The organism is Variovorax glacialis, from assembly GCF_051216375.1.
GTDB lineage: Bacteria > Pseudomonadota > Gammaproteobacteria > Burkholderiales > Burkholderiaceae_C > Variovorax.
On sequence record NZ_JBPJZT010000001.1, the window covers coordinates 851457 to 871466 of the forward strand.

General features: G+C 63.6%; 16 protein-coding genes. 2 read left to right on the plus strand and 14 right to left on the minus strand.

Features of this window, described 5'->3' with window-relative positions:
- Positions 1-54: 54 nt before the first annotated feature.
- The 3 genes from ACSFBL_RS04160 to ACSFBL_RS04170 all read right to left on the minus strand — a co-directional run bounded on the left by ACSFBL_RS04160 (position 55) and on the right by ACSFBL_RS04170 (position 2479).
- A complete protein-coding gene (locus tag ACSFBL_RS04160; RefSeq protein WP_435514476.1) occupies positions 55-597 on the minus strand; it encodes a T6SS phospholipase effector Tle1-like catalytic domain-containing protein in 543 nt (180 codons plus the stop codon).
- A gap of 128 nt (positions 598-725) precedes the next feature.
- Positions 726-1181 carry a hypothetical protein gene (locus tag ACSFBL_RS04165; RefSeq protein WP_435514477.1) on the minus strand — a complete coding sequence of 152 codons (456 nt, stop codon included), beginning with the start codon at positions 1179-1181 and terminating at the stop codon, positions 726-728.
- 143 nt (positions 1182-1324) lie between these two features.
- Positions 1325-2479, minus strand: a complete 1155-nt coding sequence (locus ACSFBL_RS04170) for an epoxide hydrolase family protein (protein WP_435514478.1) — start codon at positions 2477-2479, stop codon at positions 1325-1327.
- A gap of 155 nt (positions 2480-2634) precedes the next feature.
- Here ACSFBL_RS04170 and ACSFBL_RS04175 point away from each other — a divergent pair, with 155 nt between their 5' ends.
- Positions 2635-6150 (plus strand): AAA family ATPase, encoded by a 3516-nt coding sequence (locus tag ACSFBL_RS04175; RefSeq protein WP_435514479.1) that lies wholly within the window; start codon positions 2635-2637, stop codon positions 6148-6150.
- Here ACSFBL_RS04175 and ACSFBL_RS04180 read toward each other — a convergent pair.
- The 11 genes from ACSFBL_RS04180 to ACSFBL_RS04230 all read right to left on the minus strand — a co-directional run bounded on the left by ACSFBL_RS04180 (position 6134) and on the right by ACSFBL_RS04230 (position 18081).
- Complete coding sequence (locus tag ACSFBL_RS04180; RefSeq protein WP_435514480.1) at positions 6134-8080, minus strand: COG1470 family protein; 1947 nt, start codon at positions 8078-8080, stop codon at positions 6134-6136. The two genes, ACSFBL_RS04175 and ACSFBL_RS04180, sit on opposite strands and share 17 nt — an antisense overlap.
- Before the next feature lie 70 nt (positions 8081-8150).
- On the minus strand, positions 8151-9179 hold the full coding sequence (locus tag ACSFBL_RS04185) for a polyprenyl synthetase family protein (RefSeq protein ID WP_435514481.1): 1029 nt from the start codon (positions 9177-9179) through the stop codon (positions 8151-8153).
- A 12-nt stretch (positions 9180-9191) separates the two neighbouring features.
- Positions 9192-11141, minus strand: a complete 1950-nt coding sequence (locus ACSFBL_RS04190; RefSeq protein WP_435514482.1) for a hydroxysqualene dehydroxylase — start codon at positions 11139-11141, stop codon at positions 9192-9194.
- A 53-nt stretch (positions 11142-11194) separates the two neighbouring features.
- Entirely contained in the window at positions 11195-11704 is a 510-nt protein-coding gene (locus ACSFBL_RS04195) for a hypothetical protein (RefSeq protein ID WP_435514483.1), read from the minus strand.
- Between the two features lie 16 nt (positions 11705-11720).
- The gene (locus tag ACSFBL_RS04200; RefSeq protein ID WP_435514484.1) at positions 11721-12632 is read right to left on the minus strand and encodes an encapsulin; all 912 of its coding nucleotides are present in this window, start codon (positions 12630-12632) and stop codon (positions 11721-11723) included.
- A gap of 174 nt (positions 12633-12806) precedes the next feature.
- Positions 12807-13736, minus strand: a complete 930-nt coding sequence (locus ACSFBL_RS04205; protein ID WP_435514485.1) for a DUF3237 domain-containing protein — start codon at positions 13734-13736, stop codon at positions 12807-12809.
- A complete protein-coding gene (ispH, locus tag ACSFBL_RS04210; protein WP_435514486.1) occupies positions 13733-14785 on the minus strand; it encodes a 4-hydroxy-3-methylbut-2-enyl diphosphate reductase in 1053 nt (350 codons plus the stop codon). The genes ACSFBL_RS04205 and ispH overlap by 4 nt, the downstream gene beginning before the upstream one ends.
- A gap of 107 nt (positions 14786-14892) precedes the next feature.
- On the minus strand, positions 14893-15162 hold the full coding sequence (locus ACSFBL_RS04215) for a hypothetical protein (RefSeq protein WP_435514487.1): 270 nt from the start codon (positions 15160-15162) through the stop codon (positions 14893-14895).
- Positions 15163-15172: 10 nt separating this feature from the next.
- Positions 15173-16426, minus strand: a complete 1254-nt coding sequence (locus ACSFBL_RS04220) for a hypothetical protein (RefSeq protein ID WP_435514488.1) — start codon at positions 16424-16426, stop codon at positions 15173-15175.
- 201 nt (positions 16427-16627) lie between these two features.
- Positions 16628-17593: a hypothetical protein gene (locus tag ACSFBL_RS04225; RefSeq protein WP_435514489.1), complete on the minus strand. Its 966-nt coding sequence runs from the start codon at positions 17591-17593 to the stop codon at positions 16628-16630.
- 224 nt (positions 17594-17817) lie between these two features.
- On the minus strand, positions 17818-18081 hold the full coding sequence (locus ACSFBL_RS04230) for a hypothetical protein (protein WP_435514490.1): 264 nt from the start codon (positions 18079-18081) through the stop codon (positions 17818-17820).
- Positions 18082-18205: 124 nt separating this feature from the next.
- On the opposite strand from ACSFBL_RS04230, the gene ACSFBL_RS04235 reads away from it, so the two are divergent.
- Positions 18206-19963: an LTA synthase family protein gene (locus ACSFBL_RS04235; protein WP_435514491.1), complete on the plus strand. Its 1758-nt coding sequence runs from the start codon at positions 18206-18208 to the stop codon at positions 19961-19963.
- The last annotated feature ends 47 nt before the right edge of the window (positions 19964-20010 follow it).

Here is a 20010-nt window from a genome sequence, read left to right on the forward strand (position 1 = left end):
GGGCGCGTGCGCTACGTGCGCGGCTTGCGCCCGCGCCGTCATCGCGCCGCCCCCTCAGCAGTCGACGCACGTCTCCGGCAAACAGCGACCCCTGGCTTGCGAGCCTGTGTGCACGATCGCGTCTCGCATGCCATCGGGCTCCTCCAGGCTTGCACGAACGAATGCGGGAGATTCGCCGGCGCGTGGGAAGACTGCGAGCGACAGCGGTCCGACAGGATAGTTGAGGGGGAACGAGCAATGCAAGGGGGTGGGACCGCTACGCTCCGCCATCAAGGGGACGAACTGCAATGGACATGGACGGGCCATCGTGGCCTTGAAGCGCCCGACAATGTCAAAGTAGTCCGAGAGGAACGCGTAGGCGTCCCGAATGTCGTTCTCGAGGTAGGCCCCGAACGCCAGGCCCAACCCGCGGGTGATTCGTCGTCGAAAGGGTGTGAGCGCGCCCGGCGGTTCCATCGTGCCGATTCCCGGATGGTAGTAAGTCCACTGTCCAGGCTGGTCGTGTACCAGGGTCGAGTAAAGCTTGACGACGTTGGTATTGTCCGCAGCGAACTCGTTTGCAGTGCCGTCGCAGCAGATCACGATGTTCTCGCTCATGTGCGTCTGATGGTCCGAACAGTCGGGTGGCAGGGACTGTCGCACGAGAGGCGCGACGTCGGGTCACCAATCGGTAGGAGCCAAGGAGGGAGAGTGTGGCAGCGAGAGTGCTGCAGCCTGGCTCGGGGCTAGCTCTGCGCCTGCGAGCATTTCACCCTCATCTCCGCGCAGAACTTGAGGATGCGCTCGAGGATGAGCGACGAAACGTTCTGCTGGTCACCCGTGTGCGCCGAAGTGATCAGGATTTGAGATACCTTGTTCGATAGCGGGTTGACCTGCAGCCCCGCGATCTGGACGTTGTTGGTGAACTGGATGGTGCGCCTTTGCTGGTCCTGTTCGGTGATTCGCAACTGCGGTTGGGCACCAAGGTTGCGCAAGGCAACGGCATAGACCTTCTCTGCAGGGACCTCGACCACCACCGCCGCCGTGTCATACGCAACACCTCCGTTGCCCTGCTGTTGCGACATCTGCTCGATGCGACCGATCGCGTGACGGGCGATGAAAGCGATCTGCGCATCGACCTGTGGGGTCGATGCGAGCGCGACGAGCCATACGATCCAAGCCTTGGGATGTGCGACAAGCATCTGCAACTCCATTCTGGTTGGAGACTGGCGCCAGGCGCGTTCGCGATTGGAGCGCGGATCTCGACTTTGACCGACAGCGTCGGATTCTGGCAACTGATACCCGCTATGTCCATCTTCGAGTCCGCAAGGCGCCGCCGAGGTTCTCAATCCGCGCGCAACGGACGGTAGAAGGCGCGGATCTCGGCCGCCAGCGCGTCGGGCTCTTCCATCGCCGCGAAATGGCCGCCGGCCGGCATCACGCTCCAGCGGCGGATGTCGGTGAAAGTGCGTTCGGCGAGCAAGCGCGGCGGCCGAACGATCTCCTTGGGGAACTCGCAATAGCCCATCGGCACGTTGACGGTCTGGCCGTCCGGGATCGGCCACGGCCCGTGGTGCCGTGCGTAGTACGGCCAGAACGATGAACCGATGGCGCCCGTGAACCAGTAAAGCGAGACGTTGGCAAGGATCTCGTCCTTCGAGAACGCGGATTCGATGTCGCCGTTGCAGTCGGACCAGGCGCGCATCTTCTCGACGATCCATGCGGCGAGCCCCACGGGTGAGTCGGTCAATGCGAAGGCCAGCGTCTGGGGCCGCGTGCCCTGTTGGGTGCTGTAGCCGGTCTCCTCGCCGAGCCAGCGCTCGAGATCGATTCGATACTGCCGTCCCGCCGCGTCATTGCCAATCAAGGCGGAGGGATCGCGCCGCAGCGGCAACAGATTGAGGTGCACACCGATCGTCTTTTCCGGATGCACGAGCCCCAACCGTGCCGATACCGATGCCCCCCAGTCCCCGCCCTGCGTCGCGAAACGACGGTAGCCAAGGGTGTCGCTCATGAGGGATGCGAAGGTGTCCGCGATCTGCTCGACCGAGAAGCGCGGCTGCCCGGGCGCGAAAGACAGGCCGTAGCCAGGCAGGCTGGGCGCCACGACCGTGAACGCATCGGCCGGGTCCTCGCCGAAACGCGCCGGGTCTGTCAAGCGTGGAATCAGCTCCATGAACTCGAACACCGAGCCCGGCCAGCCATGCGACAGGAGGAGCGGCATCGGACGGGGGCCGACGCCTTGCACATGCAGATAACGCAGGTCGATGCCAGCCAGCGGCACGCTGAACAGCGGCCAGGCGTTCAGCCGCGCCTCCTGGGCACGCCAGTCGAATTCGTGAGCCCAGTAGGCGATGAGCCCGCGCATCCAGGCAAGGTCTGTCCCATAGGCCCAGGGTTCGCCCGGCGCCTGATCGGGCAGACGCGTGCGCGCCAGCCGCTCGCGCAGATCGGCGACAGCTGCTTCGGGTACATGCAGGCGGAAAGGGGAAGGGGTCATGGCATCTCCGCGTTTGCTCTGCGCATGGTCATGTTCCGGATCCAGGGGCCCGATGGTGTTCGGCAATTCGCAGTATTTCGTCCAGCGGGCGCTGATTGCGGTGATTTAGGCAACTGCAACGGTGTCAAGTTGTATCCTTATCGCTCTGTACGTCTTTGATCCGGCAAGACATACTACGTATTCATTACTCGGACGAGCCGGGATTGCGACGCGCCTCGCCTCCCACAGCGAGAAGTCTTCCCCAAGAGGATTTGGGCATGAACGGAGGGACCGTGACCGGTATTCAGCGGTGGCTTGAAAAAATCGGCCTGGAAAAGTACGCGGCCGTATTTGAAGAGCACGAGATCACCCTCGAGATGCTCCCTGGCCTCAAGACGCCGGATGTCGAACTGCTTGCGCTCCCGAGCGGCTCGCGGGATCGCCTGCTGGCAGCCATCCACGCACTCAATGGGGCACCCCAGGCAGAGCTGTCCGCGCCGCCTTCCGCCGCGCCGCAGGCGCAGCCGCCCGGTGCCCAAAACGCCGAACGACGCCAGATCACGGTGATGTTTTGTGACCTGGTGGGGTCCACCGAGCTGGCAGAGCGCCTCGACCCCGAGGAGTTGCGCGACGTGATGGTGGCCTACCGCCAAGTCAGCAGCGATGCGGTAGGGCGCTACGAAGGATACGTCGCGCAGTTTCGCGGCGATGCAATGATGGCCTACTTCGGGTGGCCCAGCGCCCACGAGGACGACGCAGAGCGCAGTGTGCGCGCTGCGCTGGAGATCGTTCAAGAGGTAAAGACGGTGCTTGCGGATGCGCCGCTGGGCGTTCACGTCGGGGTGGCCACCGGAACGGTGGTGGTGGGTGCGGTTTCGCGAGCGGATGACGCGGAGACGCAACTTGCGGTCGGTGGGGCACCCAACCTCGCGGCGCGGCTGCAGGGGCTTGCCGGCCCCGACGAAGTGGTGATCGCCCCCAGTACGCGGCGCCTGGTAGGCGATGCCTTCGAGTTGGCTGATCGGGGTACGCATGAACTCAAGGGCATCGCAGGGCGGGTGCAGGCGTGGCAAGTGCTCCGGGTGGGCGACGCAGAGAGCCGGTTCGAAGCCAGCCGAGGCGAACACCTCACGCCGCTGGTGGGGCGCGCGCCAGAGATCAAGCTGTTGCTCGATCGGCGGCAGCTCGCCAGCACGAACAAAGGGCAGGTGGTGTTGCTCTCCGGAGAGCCCGGCATCGGCAAGAGCCGTCTGCTGAGCGAGCTGCGCAAGCGCATCGAGGCAGACGGTGTGCAGGCGGTGCGCTTTCAGTGCTCGCCCTATCACGTCAACAGTGCTTTCTGGCCCAGCTTCGACTACTTCGAGCGAACACTGAAATTCGAACGTGACGAGGCGCCGGAGTCCAGGCTGGACAAACTGGAGGCGCTCATCGTCGGTGAACTTGGCCTGCCGCTGAGCGACTTGCCCTTCATCGCCTCGATACTGTCCATTCCGTGCGAAGCGCGATATGGCCCCCTCGCCCTGACGCCGCAGAAGCACAAGGACGAGACCTTGCGTGCCTTGGTGGATTTCGCCGAGGCGGCCGCACGCAAGCGCCCCAGCGTCCTGATGTTCGAGGATGCGCACTGGGCCGATGCCACCACCCTCGAGGTGCTTGATCTGCTGATCGACCGCGTGAAGGACATCCCGCTGCTGATGGTTCTTACACATCGGCCGGAGTTCAAGAATCGCTGGGCAAGCCACGAGCACGTCGAAGTCATCCGCCTCAAGAAGCTCACCCCTTCGCAAAGCCACGACATGGTCTCGCAGTTGACTGGCGACAAGGCATTGCCCAAGGACCTTGTCGAGAAGATCCTGATCAGGACCGAAGGAGTCCCGTTGTTCGTCGAGGAGCTGACCAAGTCGATCCTGGAGTCGGGCGAACTCAAGGTCGCGGGCGGCCACTACGACTATCTCGGCTCTTCCCGCAACATCACGATTCCGACCACCCTGCGCGATTCGCTGATGGCGCGCCTGGATCGACACATGCCGCTGAAAGAGATCGCGCAAATCGGCGCGGCGATCGGGCGGGAGTTCAGCTATGAACTCATCTCCGCCGTCGTGCCGCGCCCGAAGGCCGAGTTGGCGGGCATGTTGGCGCGTCTGACCGCTTCGGGGCTGGCCTTTCGAAAAGGGACACCGCCGGAGGCCACCTATACCTTCAAGCACGCCCTGGTGCAGGAAGCTGCCTACGATTCCCTCCTCAAGCGCAGGCGACAGCAGCTCCATACCGAGATTGCGCGCACGATCGAGGAGCGCATCCCGACCATCAAGGAAACCGAGCCCGAAGTGCTGGCCCATCACTACACGCGGGCCGAGTTGTTCGAACAGGGCGCGGCCTATTGGTTGAAGGCGGGCCTGAACGCGCTCGGCCGGATGGCGGTGACGGAAGCCATCGCACACCTGGAAGCCGGCTTGCGCGTGATCGCGTTGCTGCCGGCCTCGGAAGCACGTGACAGGATGGAACTGGAGTGCCGGGTCTTGCTGAGCACGGCCTGGGAAGCCTATGGGGGCTGGCCGGCGCCGCAGCTTGCGGCCGTGCTCAAGCCTGCGCTGCCGCTGGCGAGGGCTGGCCGACAACCCAAGCTTCTGGCACGTACCTTGTGGGGGTTGTGGGTGAATCTGATGTCCGTGGGGCCCGTGGCGGAATCGCTGGTCTGGGCGCAGGAGCTTCTGCGCGCGGGCGAGGAGACCGGAGACGAGGAGTTGCTGCTGGTGGGACACATGGCCGTCATGGTGACCAACTTCTGGCTGGGTCATCCGCTGGTGGTGGAGCGGCACGCGCGCGCGATCATCGAGCGCTATGTCCGGGAGCGGCACGGCCACATCGTGAAGTCGATGAACCACGATCCCAAGACGCTGGCGGGAATTTACCTGGCGCAGGTGCTTTGGATGTTGGGCTACCCCGACAAGGCTGTGGCGATCGTGGAAGAGCGCGATGCTCACGCACGCGCCATCGGCCATCCGTTCGATTCCAGCTTCGTCCTGACGCTGGGCGCCTGGGTCTTTCACTATCGGGGCGAGCCCGAGAAACAATACGCGCGCAACGAGGCCGTGCAAAAGCTGGCGCACGACGCCGGCTTGCCTTTCATCTCGGGAATTCTTGCGCCCTTGCTCAGCACAGGCATCAGCCTTGCCCAGCAAGGGCGATTGCAGGAGGGTATCGAACAGATGCGCAAGGGTATCCAGGCCTGGGAAGCGACCGGCGCGAGAACTGTCAGTCCCTACGTCAGGGCGCGACTCGGCGAGGCGCTTGCGCTAGGGGGCGATGTCGTCGGCGGCCTCTCGCAGGTGGATGCGATGCTCGAGCAGATCGCGCGCCCCGGCTGGGCGGAGCGCGGCCATCTGCCGGAAATCCTGCGCCTCAAGGGATGGATGCTTTCGCTCAAGGGCGATGTCGAAGGCGCCGAGCGCAACTACCTCGCCTCGCTCGAATGGGCGCGCACGCAGCAGGCCAGGTCCTGGGAGTTGCGCACGGCCATCCATCTGGCGCGCCTGTGGAAAGCGCAAGGCAAGCGCAGGGAAGCGCACGAGCTTCTTGCGCCGATCTACAACTGGTTCACCGAGGGCTTCAGCACCAAAGACTTGATCGAGGCCAAGGCACTGCTTGCCGAGCTTTCCGACGCCAGGAGCGGCTCTAAGGGATTCCGGTGACCACACCTCGAACGTTGGGGATGTACCCCAGCACCTTCGGCTCGAACCCCCAGCGGATCATCATGTTTCCCTCTTCGGAGCTGGCGTCGAAGAGCACCGTGTCCGGCTTCACCGGCTGAAACCGCGGCGTGACGTCCGTGCGCCACTGCCACAGCGAGATCGGTCCGTTGCCGATGCGTGCAACGCCGGGGTAGACGTATTCCGTCCCGCTGGGAAGCTCGCGAAGTGGGATCCCCGCGGTCGCGGCCGCTTTGGCCAGTTCGCCGCGGTAGGCCGTGACATCGCCATCCGGCGTGAACCTGATCCGGGCCACGGCCTGACCGGTGCCATTTCTGATCGAGAACGTGCGCTGCGGCCCTTCGTGCGTCAGCTCGATGGTTCCGGGGCGCTTGTCGGTTCCCATCCGTTCGCGTCCGACTTCGACCGCAACCCGGGTCGAATCGAGAAGCCGGACGAAATAGAGCTGCGCCTTGTTCTCGTAGATGCACCGGGTCGGATCGAAACGGCCGTCGAACATCGAGAGCGCGCTCGATGCGCCATTCGCGTCGGCCCGGATGCATGCCTCGGACGCGGGGGTCTCGTTGCTGACGGCTGCAACGATCACGAACATGGCGTTGTACGGCTGGAGCGACGTATCCGAGAGCTGATGCGACCAGAATTGCACGATCGCGCTCTCCCGGCCGTCGTCGTGCCGCAGGGTCATGGGCTTGTAGCCGCTCCCCGCCAGGGCTTCGCGCACCGCGGCGACGTTGGCGCAACCACCGTGGAGCTGCACCATCTCGCCGTTGTAGTACTGCACTTCGCTCAGCACCACCGAGCCGCTTGCGGTCGTATGCGTCCTCCCCGTGATGGGGTACCTGTCGAAGATCGGCTCGAACCGCTGGTTGGCGACCCCGCTCGGCAGCGGCACGAACGCTGCCAGCGTCAGCTTGCTCCTGGCTTCGCGCGTGAGTTGGGGCTCGAACCTGGCAAGCACCTCCTTGAGGTCTTCCGGACGGCGCGCGATCTGCAGCAGGCGGATCGCGTCCGAGTTTCCGAGCTCTCCGTCCTCGGTCAGTCTGGCGGCCTCGCGCATGACGGTGTTGTCGATGCTGCCGGGCGCGGTCGGGAACGGCGACAGATAGCTCGGCGTGCCTGCGGGCGTCACCGCGGTGCGCGGGGGCGACTGCGGCCGCACCGCCTCGGGCGCGACCCCGTTGCCGGTGACGTCGATCGCGACGAGGGCCCGCAGGTAGTCCAGGCCCCTGACGACGAGGAGCCCCGAATAGCAGCCCGGCGCGACTTCGGCCGGGATGACCGCCGTGATCACCAGCTCCTTCTGCTCCTGCGGTTCCAGGGCCATCTCCAGGGGCGAGCACTCGAGGAGCGAGCCCGGTATCCGGCCACCCCGGCTGCCGATCAGGTCTGTGGCCGTGGGCATCAGACGCACCGGCCGGCCTTCGCTGTTGCGCAGGGTCATCGAGATGGTGACCCGCTCACCGGGCCTGGCGCTCATGCGGGGCTTCACCGTGGCCAGCGGCGGCTCTGCACCGGCGGTTGGAAGCTGGCGTCCCGAGGGGCTTCCCGCTGCACCGCCTTGCAGGTTCGGCCAGAGTGCCGCGAGGTTGTCGACGAAGTCGTGCATCTGGCGCAGCACTGGGGGACCGAAGTTCGCGTAGCCCTGCGGTGCGGCGCCGCTGCGAGCCGCGAGGACGCCGCGGGACATCTCTTCGTCGAGGACCGAAGCCGCCTGCGACACGATGGATGCGACCGGTTCGCCGACGGGGCCGGCTTCGCTCTTGTCCGCGTTCGGTAGCGTCCTGCCGATTTGCCCGAGCATCGGGAGCAGCGCCGAAGGGTCGACCGATCCGGAGTTGGGGAACGGGGACAGCCGCCGCAGATAAGCACCGGCCTGGTCGAGCGCCTGGCTCGCGCCGGGCAGACCGTTCACGCTCAATGCTTCAGGGGATCGCCGATCTTCTTGCACATGCCCTCCGTTCGAATTGCATCCGGTCCACGGGTCAGACGTCCCTGCTCACCATATAGGAGATGACCTGGTTCAGGAAGCGCTTCTCGTCCGAGTCCGGGAGATCGCCGAACGCCTGGGTGAACTCGTAGAGCGCGGCGCCGGCGAGCTGCTTCGTCACCCTCCGCGCGTGGTCGAGGCTGCCTCGGGCGCGCATCGTGTCCAGGATCCAGCGTGTGTCCTGCGGCGACCGGTTCGTACGTGGCTGCCCGAGATAGGTGGTCACGCGGCGGGCCTCGCGCGTGTCCAGTTGGCGCAGAAGGTGGATCAGCATCAACGTCCGCTTGCCTTCGAGCAGGTCGCCGCCGATCTCCTTTCCGTAGCGCTCCTCGTCGCCCGTGAGATTGAGAAGATCGTCCTGGATCTGGAATGCAGTGCCGAGGAAGTTTCCGAAACGGTTGAAGCGATTCAGGTCGACGCCGTCCATCGTGCCGATGAGCGCGCCGATGCGGCAGGGATGAATGAAGCTGTACCAGCACGTCTTCTTGAGGACCATCCGCAGGTAGTCCTCGTCGGTGATGTCGCAGCGGTTGTCGCGCACCCAGCCAAGCTCCATGGCCTGGCCCTCGAGCGACTGCTGCATCATGTGTTCGAACTCGTCGTAGACCCGCCAGGTCAAGGTCGGGCCCAGGGCTGGCAGGTTTTCTCGGAGGATGCGCACGCTGAGCGCCGTCAGCATGTCGCCCGCATTGATCGCGATCGGCACGCCGTGCTCGGCGTGCAGCGTCGGAAGCCCGCGGCGCAGTTCGCTGTCGTCCTCCACGTCGTCGTGCACAAGGAACGCGTTGTGCAGCATCTCGATCGCGGTGGCGGATGCGACTGCGTCAGCAGGGTCGCCGCCGAACGCCTTGCACGTGGCGATGCACAGCGCCGGACGAATGCTCTTGCCGGTGCGCAGCAGGTACGACGTTACGGGCTCGTAGAGATAGCGCTGCGGCTCCCGCTTCGGCACGGCCGACAGCAGGCCCGCAAGGGTCGTCTCGCGGTAACCCGATAGCCGGTCGTGGAAAGTGTCGAGCGTCATATCTGCACGGCCTCAGTTCGGGAGGATCTCGACCCTGCCGGAGGTGCTGCCGTGGCTGGATGCCGGGGCGACCCCTTGCCCCGATCCCTGCGCCTCGACGAGCCGGAGCGCAAGCAGGCGGACCATCCGCTCGACCACTGCGGTCGCCTCGCGCCTCAGGTCCGATGTCATGGCCGGCTGTGCGTCGCGGTCGAGCAGCGACAGGACGGATTGATAGGACGGGGGCGTGTCAGCCCCGTACGCGCTCGACAGTCCGCCCTCCTCGGAGCCCTGCTCCAGGGCTTGTATCGACTTGTCCACCAGCGCCTGGAACGAAAGTCCGAGGCGCACGAGCGTGTCGTCCCACGGCAGGCCCTGCGTGAAGCGGATGAGATCGAGCTCACGCCAGGGCGCGAAGATCTCGGGCTCGTGCAAGTCCCACACGCCACAGCGGGCAGCACTGGAACCGGCCGTGTCGAGGATCGCATTGACCGCCCGGCGAGCCGCCTCGTTGGCCGCCTCCATCGTCGCGAGGTCGGTGTAGGTCCGCACGTAGTCGGAGGCCAGGAACAGGTTGGGTATCTTCGAGGCCGCTTCCGGCCGCAGCTTCCATGTGTCGATGAGATTGACCAGCAAGGGCTCCTCGTTCGCGGTCGTGTCCTTGTGGCGGCTCAGACTGGGGTCCAGGCTGAAGCTGTGGAGTTGCTCATCCCTCAGCTGGGCAACGTCGCCATAGTTCACGCTGCGCTTGATCTGCGTCCAGACCTCGGCCTTGATCTCCTCGGGCGTGCAGTCCTTTGCGGCCTTGCCGTTCAGGCCCGGCTCCGACCATTCCGAGATGTCGACGGAGATGATGCCCTTCACCGTTCCGTCGCCGTACTCCGAGAGATTCAGGCGACGCCAGAACTGCGGCTGGGATATCGACGTCAGCGCCCACGGCGAATCGACGTAGATGCTGTGGCCGTGGGAAAGCGGGACGTCCTCCGTCAGGTAGATCTGGATGCCGTTCATCCATTCCGTGATGTCGTCGAGCGTGAACAGACTGCCCAAGGCCGGGTCGGCCTGGATCATTGCGGGCGTGATCAGCTCGATCACGTCCTCGACCGGCAGCGCGAAGACGAAGAAGTCGCCCTCGACCGTCACCGTCGAGTCGCCTTTCCTGACGGTAGCCGACCGGACGCGCTCCCCATCGAAGGACACCGCGACCGCCTTCGAGTCGAGGTGATAGGCGACGCCGAGCGACGTCAGATGGCGGCGCCACGGGTCGATCCAGACATCGTTGGTCGGCCCGTTCAGCACCCGGTCGGTGCTCGGACCGGGCGTGATGATGTCGAAGAGCAGCTGGACGAAGATGTCGCCAATGGTCTTCGTGCTGGCGGTGCGCGCCTTCGCGGCGACCAGGGAGCGCGTGATCCCGTGACCGAGCAGCTTCTGATAGGCAGGCGAGCGATGCTCCGCGCCGATGAAGTCCCACCACCCGATCTTCTCGTACTGCTCGTTGCGGCGCTCGCGGCACGACGTGACGATCTGCCAGACCTTAGACCCGAAGAACCGCAAGTCATCGTGGGTCAGGTTGAGATCGCCGTTGAGGAAGTGGCTGACGTCGCCCAATGCGGCGCGCACGTCGGTGATGGTGCGGGGCGACCGCGCGATCACATCGATCGGGAAACGTCCGTCACGGTTCAGCTGGCAGCGCGTCGTGTCGACCAGGTTGTCGATCACGCGGCCACCCGATCCATATGGGATCCGGGACATCGTGTCGGTGACATGGCGGTAGAAGCGGGGGAAGAACCGGAAGCCGTGTTCGCCCGGCAGGTCCTTCCGCCCGTCCTTTCCCGATCCCGGCACCGGAAAGCTGCGGGCCTTGCCGCCCGGAATGGAAAGAAGCTCGTAGACCTCGACGTCGAAATTGCGCTCGACGAGCTCATGCGCGGCGCTGAGACCCGCGATGCCACCGCCGAGGATGATGACCTTGGGGTTCACGGGTCAGTTCGTTCGCTCAATCTTCCGTGTTCCAGCGACCTTTAGGCCTGCGACTACCTTTTCGGGCCCGCAGCCGATTGGACAATCCCTTGCGCGGTGGCGGCCGCAGTCGCCAAGACCCGCTCCGCATCCAGCTTGGCGATCTCTGCCTCCTGCTGCGCCCTTTCTGCAGTGATGCCCGCGTTCACTGCCTCCTCTGCCTTAGACACGCTTTTCGCTTTAGCGACAGCTTCCTCTGCAGCTTTTCCGGAAGCGTCAGCGCTTGTGCAAGCAAGCGACACTTGCGTTTTCCAAGCGGTCAATGCCATCGTCAATGCTTCCGGCGAACTCGCTGTCTTGGTGTTTCTATGCGCTAAGTCCGCCGCCTTGGCTGCCTCGCCCGCAGCCTTTGCGGCGTCTGCGGCTTCTCTCGCGAGCCTTAAGACTGAATGGTAAACATCTTCCCCCGGGACGGCCGAAGCGTGCGCTGAATCGCCCTTTGGTTTCGGCTCGAACGCCTTCTTCACTGCGTCAAGGTCCTCCGAATTCATGTTTGAGTTCGGTTTCGTGTCGTCTTTACCCATCGCAGCCTCCGTGTGCTCAAGGTCTCAGCGACCTCAGCCTGGCGCCCTCAAGCGCAATCGTGTTTTGATCGGTGATCCTGAATCCAGAGACGGGCGGCTTGGAGTCGTCCCTGATCCTCAGTGCGAACCGCGTGTACACCCGGAACAGAAACTTCGCATTGACCTCACGCTGAAGGAACTGCACCGTCGGCGGTGTTCCGACTACGATGTCGACCACGTTGGCACCCAGAGAAACAACGATACCCGTCCCTGGCTCGATCTTTCCCGAACGCAGTAGCGGCCCGCCCCTTAGCATCGGTGTCACTCGGTCCGCAGGCAATACCAAGCTCTGCGATGGGTCGTGAACCGCTTCATAGAGGGTGTCGCCGAGTACGCAGGCGAAGGGCGCAGGGTTCGAGTTCCTTTCTAGGGTGTTCATCGCCTTCACCACGGCAGGTATGACGAGTTGGCCCCGAGAAACGTTTGGTGGCAAAGCCGGCCCCAGGAGGTCAAAGCCTGCTCTTGCCGGAAGGTCGGCCAGCCCTTTTTGTGGGCCGACTTGGTTGCTCACGTAGCTCGAGTTTTCATTCATGAAACCCCGCCCGTAGCCTGCGAACACGACGAGGTCTTGCTCCAGCGCGAGGATATTGGCCGCGCGACGAAATGCGAGCAACGCATTCGAGAGCGTTTCATCCGCGATCTGCTCACTCGATAGCTCGACGTTCACGGTCAGGTTCACGAGCTTGAGATTGACAGCGTTGTGATCCCTGTCGAGACTGATCGTCGTGCCGACCTCGATGAGGCGCTCATTGCGCACGACCTCGGCGCTGCCGGCAAGCGGTCCATACATCGGTAAAAACGCGCTCGCCACGCTGGCCTTGCCGAAGGCCTCAGTGACGGCGTTGTTGACGTTCTGCCACTGAGCATCCGTCCAATTCAATTCAGCCACTCGAGCCTCCCTCGCGGATGCGGAATGCCGAAACACTGGGCCATCTTCGATCCCTTCGGATAGCCGCGGAATTATGCGCCGCCGCCTGAGTCGCGGCAATCAAAGGAAGAAGATTCAACCGTACGACACCTCCTCAACATTGAGGAGATGCGGACGACGCCACTCGCCTCCGACTCAATGAATGTCTCCGATCAAGGGCGATGCACTGACGCGCGGCAGGCCTGACGAGGCGAGCGGCTGACCCGCGCGGATGGCATAGATGTCCAGGCGAACGGTCAGGTCCGCCATGGTCGCACGACCTACTGCCATGCACTGCAATCGGTTGAGCCAGAGCCAATCGGGATGCGATGTGATGAATTGCGGTGCCAGCACCAACGGCGGTACCGGGTCGAAATCGTTGCGCACCGCGCGCTCGTATCCATCCGGCCCCAGTTCGAAGATGCCGTAGTAACGCGACAAGAGCAGGGCGCCGTCATCCGTCTCGTAGCTGATGCGTGACTCGGCAACACCGACTCCGTCGTGGCGCAGGACCATCCAGTCGCCGCCGCGAACCTTGCCGTTGATCTTGGGCCCGCGGATCTCGCCAGACTTGATGTAGTAGGTGATGTGCATCCCGTCGGGGCCCGGCCCGAACGACTCGGGCGGATCGATGAGCTGCACGGTGAATGCACCAAGGAACTCCGAGGCCCACTGATAGCGCGGCTCGCCCGTCGGAAGCGGATGCGCGGTGTCTGGACCCGTCGGCGTCGCGGGCGCCCGAATCCCACGCGTCGAGCGAACAGGCAGCGTCTGAACGACGAGCCCCGCGCGCGTCACGACCGGCGAATACTCTGCCGTCTCGCCCGGCGCCACTGGGGGCAGCTTGACTCGAAAGCGCTGCGCGCCGGTGGCGGGGTCGATCCCATCCGGCCATGCCCGGACCGAAAGGCTTTCAAGGCCGTTCGACCTGCGCCCCACGGTCAGCTGATTGCTGGGATGCGCCGGGAACACCGTGAACAAAAGGTCCAGCGGTGAGTCCGCGCTGACTTGCGAAGGCAGCGCCTCGAACGCCAGCGGCAGCTCGGTGAAAGCAAGCGACTTGGGGAAGACCGTGTTCGAAGTCATCGCTGCTCTTTCGAGCGCATGACGCGCTGATCGCGACCTGCGCGCGGACTGGCGCCAATGATGTCTGGAACAACGGGTGGTCGCAGCATCGCGGTAGCGCCGCGGCGATCCCGCATTTCGACCAAAGCCGTCGGCAGTTTGAAGACCATGTCCTCCGGCGTGCCGAGCGGGCGAATCGTGACGTCCGCACGGCACTGGCGAACACGAGCGATCGCTTCGGTCACCAGCAGCTCGGGGGCCGAGGCGCCTGACGTCAGTCCCAGGTTCTCCAGGTCGGCCAGCCACACAGGATCGATCTCCGCGGCGCATTCGATCAGATGCGCGGCCACGCCGGCTTCTTTTGCCACTTCGACCATGCGCAGCGAGTTGGAGCTGTGCGGCGCTCCGATCACCAGCACCAGCTCGCTGACGCGACACAGCATGCGCACCGCATCCTGGCGGTTCTGCGTGGCGTAGCAGATGTCGCTTTGGTGGGGCGCCCTCAACGCGGGAAAGCGCTCGCGCAGCACACCCACGACACGCTGCACCGCATCGACCGCCAGTGTGGTCTGCGTGACATAGGCGACCTCCCGAGGGTCGCGTGCCTGAACGCGGCGAGCCTCCTGCTCATCCTGAACGACCTGAATCCCACCGCCTGAAGGATTGGCGTAATGGCCCAGCGTGCCATCGACTTCGACATGGCCGCGGTGACCTATCAGGAACACGGTGCGTCCGGCTCGGGCGTGCGCGATGACTTCCAGGTGCACCTTGCTGACCAGCGGGCAGGTCGCATCGAAGAGCCGCAGTCGCCGGGCCCTGGCATCTTCGAACACCTGAGGCGGCGCACCGTGGGCACTGACCACTGCCAGTGCGCCCGCGGGGATCTGCACCACTTCGTCGACGAACACTGCGCCGAGCGCGCGCAGGCGCTCCACCACGCTGCGGTTGTGCACGATCTCATGACGTACATACACGGACTCGGCACTCAACGCGAGCAACTCTTCGACCATTCTGACCGCGCGCTCGACACCGGCACAGAAGCCGCGCGGATCGGCAAGCCAGAGGTTCATGGAATCTCCCGAGGTGGGGCCGTGTCGAGCGCAAGTATGGGCGACGGATCGGCCGTGAGCAAGGCAGTGGTTGGCATCGGCACACCCCACCGTTTGACTCGGTCTTCTCAAATTGCGCCCGAACCCAGCCGGCGCAGCGCGTCGATCGAAGGGGAGAAGAAGTACTCGCCGCCCGTCGTGGTGACGAAATGATTGACCGATCCGGCTGCTGAACCTGGGGAGAATTGGAATGGCCCGCTGGCACTCTGGGCGATGATCGGATCTTCACCCGGAACCCCGCCCACGGCACCTGGCGGAAAGTTGGGATTGTTGACCCAAGCGCGTTGAACGAACTCGAATTGATCCTCGATGCTTCGCTGATAGCATTGAAAAACCAATCCCCTTGCATCATCGGCACCCCCCCCCCGTCGAAGCGCCGAACGATCCGCCAAACGGGATTCCGCGTCGTAGCAGTCGGTGCGTCTGGGTATTGCTTTCGCTGTTCGCCTGACCGGCCGGAGTGACCTCATCTCGTGGATAAGTCTTGCGAATGTGCGATGCGAGCGGACACAGGGCGCCGTCTGCGTCGTCCCCGAACTCGAAGTTGTTGTTGAGAGTGTCGCTGTCGGCAAGTCCCGGCTGAAAGACCTCCGGATCGGTGGGAAAAGGCACGAACGGCGTCGGTTGAAACGCGCGCGCCTCGACCGGACAACCACTCTTGTAGCGACCGACCAGCTTGGCACCCATGAGGTCGGGATGCAATCCATGGGCGGCTGCAAGAGCCGCCACGTGGCTTTGAAAGGCCGGGACATCCTGGGCCAAGCGGCGAAAGACCAGATAGGAGCCGTCGACCGTCCACTCGGGCCCGGAGGTGCTGATCGGCCCGGGAATGCGGTTCGGCCCGTCATGGCCGGGCTCCGCGACCGGATCTTGCGCGGGATAGCCAAGGACGAACTCGCCGGGCCAAAGAAGATCCTGTCCTGGGTGGCCTTGGTCGGGATTTCCGATCGGGTCATCGGGAATCGTGACGCCGCGGATGCCGGGTTGGGACACACCGTCCTTGAACCCGAAATGCTCGTGCCCCGCTTGATGTGGCATGTCCATGCGGGTTCGGCCCTGGATTTCCAGGAGGCTGTCAACGCCGTTGACAAATGCACCGGTCGCGCGAATGTGAGCGAGTCGCCTTGCGAGCCTCGCTTCGCTATCCGCCGCGACAACCAGGAGCGCGTGTACATCCGGCGAACCGAATGGCGTCACCCATTGGCTCGGATCACTGGAATCGACATCGCCCAGAAGGACGTTGCGAGCAGCCATCCCTTCTCGGAATGCGTCCGGAAACGCTGTCAGATCAGCAGCAGCGACCCCAAGGAATTCCAGCCCCGAGAATGAGATAGATAGATTGGTCCATGCAGATTCAATGAAGTTCTCGGGCGATCTACCCTCCGCCGTGATCGCCTTGAACTGCGCGTTGAATCGCAGCACCTGCTCGCTGCTCGAGGCTGCGACGCCAAACTCGTTGTCTTCGTCACCCATCTCGCTCAGCCACGCTCTTCCAGTCTCGGGACTCAAGAACTTCAGAAGTACAAAGGTTTGAAAATCCTTGTTGAATCCCCCAAGGATATTGCCCTGAATGTTGTCGAGTTCGAGGTTTCGAGTTGTCATAGTGCTCCCTGCCAATGTCCGTTGGTGTCGCCCCGATCTGCGACGTAAGGAGAGACTACGTCCAACGGTTCTCGGCCTGCGCCCTCAATGTTGGGTAGCCGGCGGCCTCGTGGCGAAAGCCTTGACGATGCGAACCCTGCGGTCCGGCTTCAGGGTCCGCTGGTGCTCCAGGAGGGCAGGGCGGCGTCAATGGATGGACGACTAGCCCGAGACGCGCCGAAGTACACTTTTCGCAAAACGCGCCGGCGCCGTGAGACGCTTGACGCCCGAATACAGAGCTTCATCATGGGTGCGCGGGTTCGATTTGGAGAGCGCCCGAATGACTCGATTCTTGGTGTCGTCAATCAAGTGGGATTCTCCCGGCGGTCGCGGTTGCACGCCTAGCTTGCGCAGAAAAAAGTTGACTTGATGGACCCGGGCGCGGTAGTCGGTCTCGGGCAGCGTGTAGTAGAACGACAGACTTACCGATACCTCCTTGCCGTTCTTGACGAGATGCGGGTCCAGCGGAGGATGATGGACCCCGATACCCGGGAGAAGCTGGTAGGTGGTGCCGATGTCCTCGATCTCGTCGCGATAGTGGCCTGCGATGGGGTTGTGTCTGTAGAAGTCTTCGACCTCGGACGCGGTCACCGCCAGGCGGCTTGGATAGAGCGTCACGTACTTTTCGCCGCGGATCTGCAATAGAAAATTGGTCTCGTGGTCGAAGTGATACGGGGCAACCAAGCCGGGCGAGTTCATGAAGACCGACATGCTGCCCCAGGTCATGCATTTGCGAATCGGGAAGCCCGCCAGTTCTTCGACGTGCGCCAACAGGTCCTGGTAAAGCTCCTCAAAGGCGGTATCCATCTCATTGACGTAGTGAATCGCGAGCCATCTGTGCGTGCTGCCGACGGTCTCAATGGCGTTTCGGAGCCTTCGCCGGAGTTCGGGTATTCCTAGCTTGAGTTCGTCGGGCTGGAAGTAGCGCGCGTAGTTCGCGCGATCGAATACTTTTTCGGACAGAGCGCCTAATCGAGACAGCTCGAAAAGCGGGTCATGCGCCAATCCGTGACGAAATGAGAAAGAGGATTTGTCGAGCGCCTGCCATGGCGCTCGGTCTGCAAGGTCAATCAATCCCGCCAAAGGGGCTGCGCCGGATACGGTCGCGCCAATCGATTGCACGTCCATGCTTGCCTCTGTTGTAATACGTTTGTCATATATGCTACATGTAACGAAGGCGTGGGACTACACGGGGTCGCGGCATCGGATGACGGGTTTGCACCCTTGACATGGTGCTTTTCCATTGATCTTCGATGAGTCGGCAAGGTAGGACTCCCCACCCTGCCAGTCACTCCTGACGCCTCGGGAAACCGTCGGACGAACCAATGCAGCGCACTCGATTCAATCTGCGATCAGCGGCTCAGAGTCCCTGGCTTGTTGCCTGGTTGGTGGTCGCGCCGCTTGCCTTGTGCCTCATTGGCGCGAAGATGATGAAGGTCGACGTCGCCATGGCGGCCATCGTCTTTGCCAGTCCACTGAGCGTCCGCGTGCTGCGACTCGCCGCGATGATCGCCGTCGCCTGGCTGGTGCAACGCCTGATGTTTCGGCGGCACCCGATGGCCGGGGTCGCCATCTTCGTCGGCTTGTTTGTCGCTTCGGTCCTCGACGCTGCGCATGAAGCCCGATCAGACGGTGGCCAGCATCATGAGGGATTGGGCTCACAACCTCTACACGGAGCCGGTGATCTTCGCGACCATCGTCTGGCGCGAGCTGGCGACCGTCTCGCTGATCGCACTCGTGATGGGCGCGCTGCTGCGATTTGCGTCGGAGGGTGCGTTTCGCCGCTTGTACACGTTCTTCCAGATCGTCATCGTCGTGCTGTGCACGCTCGTTGGCGTGGACCTGGTCTATGAGGTCGCGATCGGGCAGCCGCCCAATTTCGCGGTGCTGCTGTTCAGCCTGGCGCATCCGCAGGACCTTGCTCCCCTCGTTGGCGCCGAAGTCACGCCGGGCAGAGTCATCGCGCTGACGCTCTGCATCCTCTTGCCGATAGCCTGGGCTTGGTATCTGCGAGACCTCGGCACCTCAGGCCGGGAGAAACCTGCGCTTCGCACCAGCCGCGGCTTGGCGTTCGCGCTCGCAGGAACCGCTGCGCTGCTGCTGCCTGTCATTCCGGTTGGCAGCGTGCCACTGGAGCGATATGCCGAAGGCTCGCTGATTGCCCTGTCGAAAACTGCAATATCGGCGCCTTACGCAGAAGCCGAGAATGTGGCGCAAAAGGCGTTCGACAAAGAGAACCGCCCGCGTTGGTACAGCGCCGGCATGAAGTTCCAGTCCACAGGCGAACCGAAGAAGATCAAGAATGTCGTGATCGTGATGATGGAGTCGGTGCGAGCGGTGTCAACCTCGATTCATCACCCGGAACTGGGAACCACGCCGTTTCTCGCGAGCCTCAGCCGGGACAGCCTGATGGTGCCGGACATGAGCGCCGTGGTGCCACGCACCTCCAGCGCGTGGATAGCGATCCTCGGTGGACAGTACCCGCTGACCAATGAAGGGAGCGCGCGATGGAGCGCGGAAAACACAAAGTTGCCGCGCGTCCGCGGACTGCCGGCGGCACTGCGCGAAGTCGGATATGCCACTTCATTTTTCACGCCGACGCATTTGCATCTGCTCAACGAGAACCAGATGGTCGACGCCCTGGGTTTCGAAACGGTCGTGGATGACGACGACCTCAGCAAGCTGCGGTCCCTCCACGCCAACTACATGGGCGGTGCCGACGAGGTGATGGTCGAGCCCATCCTCGCGTGGACGCGCGCGCAGAAGGCAGCCAAGCGGCCATTCATGACAGCCATCATGACGAGCGTGGGCCACCATCCGTACACCACGCCGGAGACCTGGAAAAAGGTGCCTTTTCCGAACGCTTCCAACCCGACGCTCGAGGCCTACTACAACTGCTTGCTGTACATCGATGATGTCCTCGCGAAACTCATGGCCGGCTACAAGGAGCTCGGCGTGCTGGACGACACCGTCTTCATGTTTCTCGGCGACCACGGGCAATTCTTCGGCGAGCACGGCATCAATCAGGCGTTCAATGCGCTCTATCAGGAAGGCGTGCAGATCCCGATGCTCATCTACGCGCCGGGCGACCCATCGATCAAGGGCGTGGTCAAGGGACCGCGCCAGCAAATCGACATTCTGCCGACCGTCGCGGAATTGCTGGGCTATCAGGTGCAGCACGCCAGACTGCCTGGCGTTTCGCTGCTGCAGCCAGTCGATGCGAATCGCGAGATGTATTTCTCCGCGAGCATTGAATCCGCATACCTCGCTCTTCGGCGCGGCGAAAAGAAGTACATCTACAGTTTCGACCGCGCGCCGATCATGGCGTTCGACCTGGCGGCCGATCCCGCCGAAGAGAAGGCGCTGCCCAATCCCACGGCGGCCGAGTCCGACCAGCTGAAGCAAGCGTTGCTGGAGTGGAAGATCCAGACTGAAATGTCGATGTACGCTCGTCCGGAGAACAGCGCCATGCCCGACGGCAGATGGGTCAGGCGGTGACCGCGCGCAAAAGTGACTTTGGCGCGCCCGGCGCTTCGTCGAGGCAT

Excerpts from the sequence above, each read along its gene's own strand:
- ispH (WP_435514486.1), bottom strand. The coding sequence starts at position 14,785 with ATGAACCTCTGGCTTGCCGATCCGCGCGGCTTCTGTGCCGGTGTCGAG.
- ACSFBL_RS04195 (WP_435514483.1), bottom strand. The coding sequence starts at position 11,704 with ATGGGTAAAGACGACACGAAACCGAACTCAAACATGAATTCGGAGGAC.
- ACSFBL_RS04225 (WP_435514489.1), bottom strand. The coding sequence starts at position 17,593 with ATGGACGTGCAATCGATTGGCGCGACCGTATCCGGCGCAGCCCCTTTG.
- ACSFBL_RS04170 (WP_435514478.1), bottom strand. The coding sequence starts at position 2,479 with ATGACCCCTTCCCCTTTCCGCCTGCATGTACCCGAAGCAGCTGTCGCC.
- ACSFBL_RS04160 (WP_435514476.1), bottom strand. The coding sequence starts at position 597 with ATGAGCGAGAACATCGTGATCTGCTGCGACGGCACTGCAAACGAGTTC.
- ACSFBL_RS04220 (WP_435514488.1), bottom strand. The coding sequence starts at position 16,426 with ATGACAACTCGAAACCTCGAACTCGACAACATTCAGGGCAATATCCTT.
- ACSFBL_RS04230 (WP_435514490.1), bottom strand. The coding sequence starts at position 18,081 with ATGCGCAGCGTCGAGGACCGAAGCGACAAACAAGCCGACGAAGATGGC.
- ACSFBL_RS04205 (WP_435514485.1), bottom strand. The coding sequence starts at position 13,736 with ATGACTTCGAACACGGTCTTCCCCAAGTCGCTTGCTTTCACCGAGCTG.
- ACSFBL_RS04185 (WP_435514481.1), bottom strand. The coding sequence starts at position 9,179 with ATGACGCTCGACACTTTCCACGACCGGCTATCGGGTTACCGCGAGACG.
- ACSFBL_RS04235 (WP_435514491.1), top strand. The coding sequence starts at position 18,206 with ATGGGCGCGCTGCTGCGATTTGCGTCGGAGGGTGCGTTTCGCCGCTTG.
- ACSFBL_RS04165 (WP_435514477.1), bottom strand. The coding sequence starts at position 1,181 with ATGCTTGTCGCACATCCCAAGGCTTGGATCGTATGGCTCGTCGCGCTC.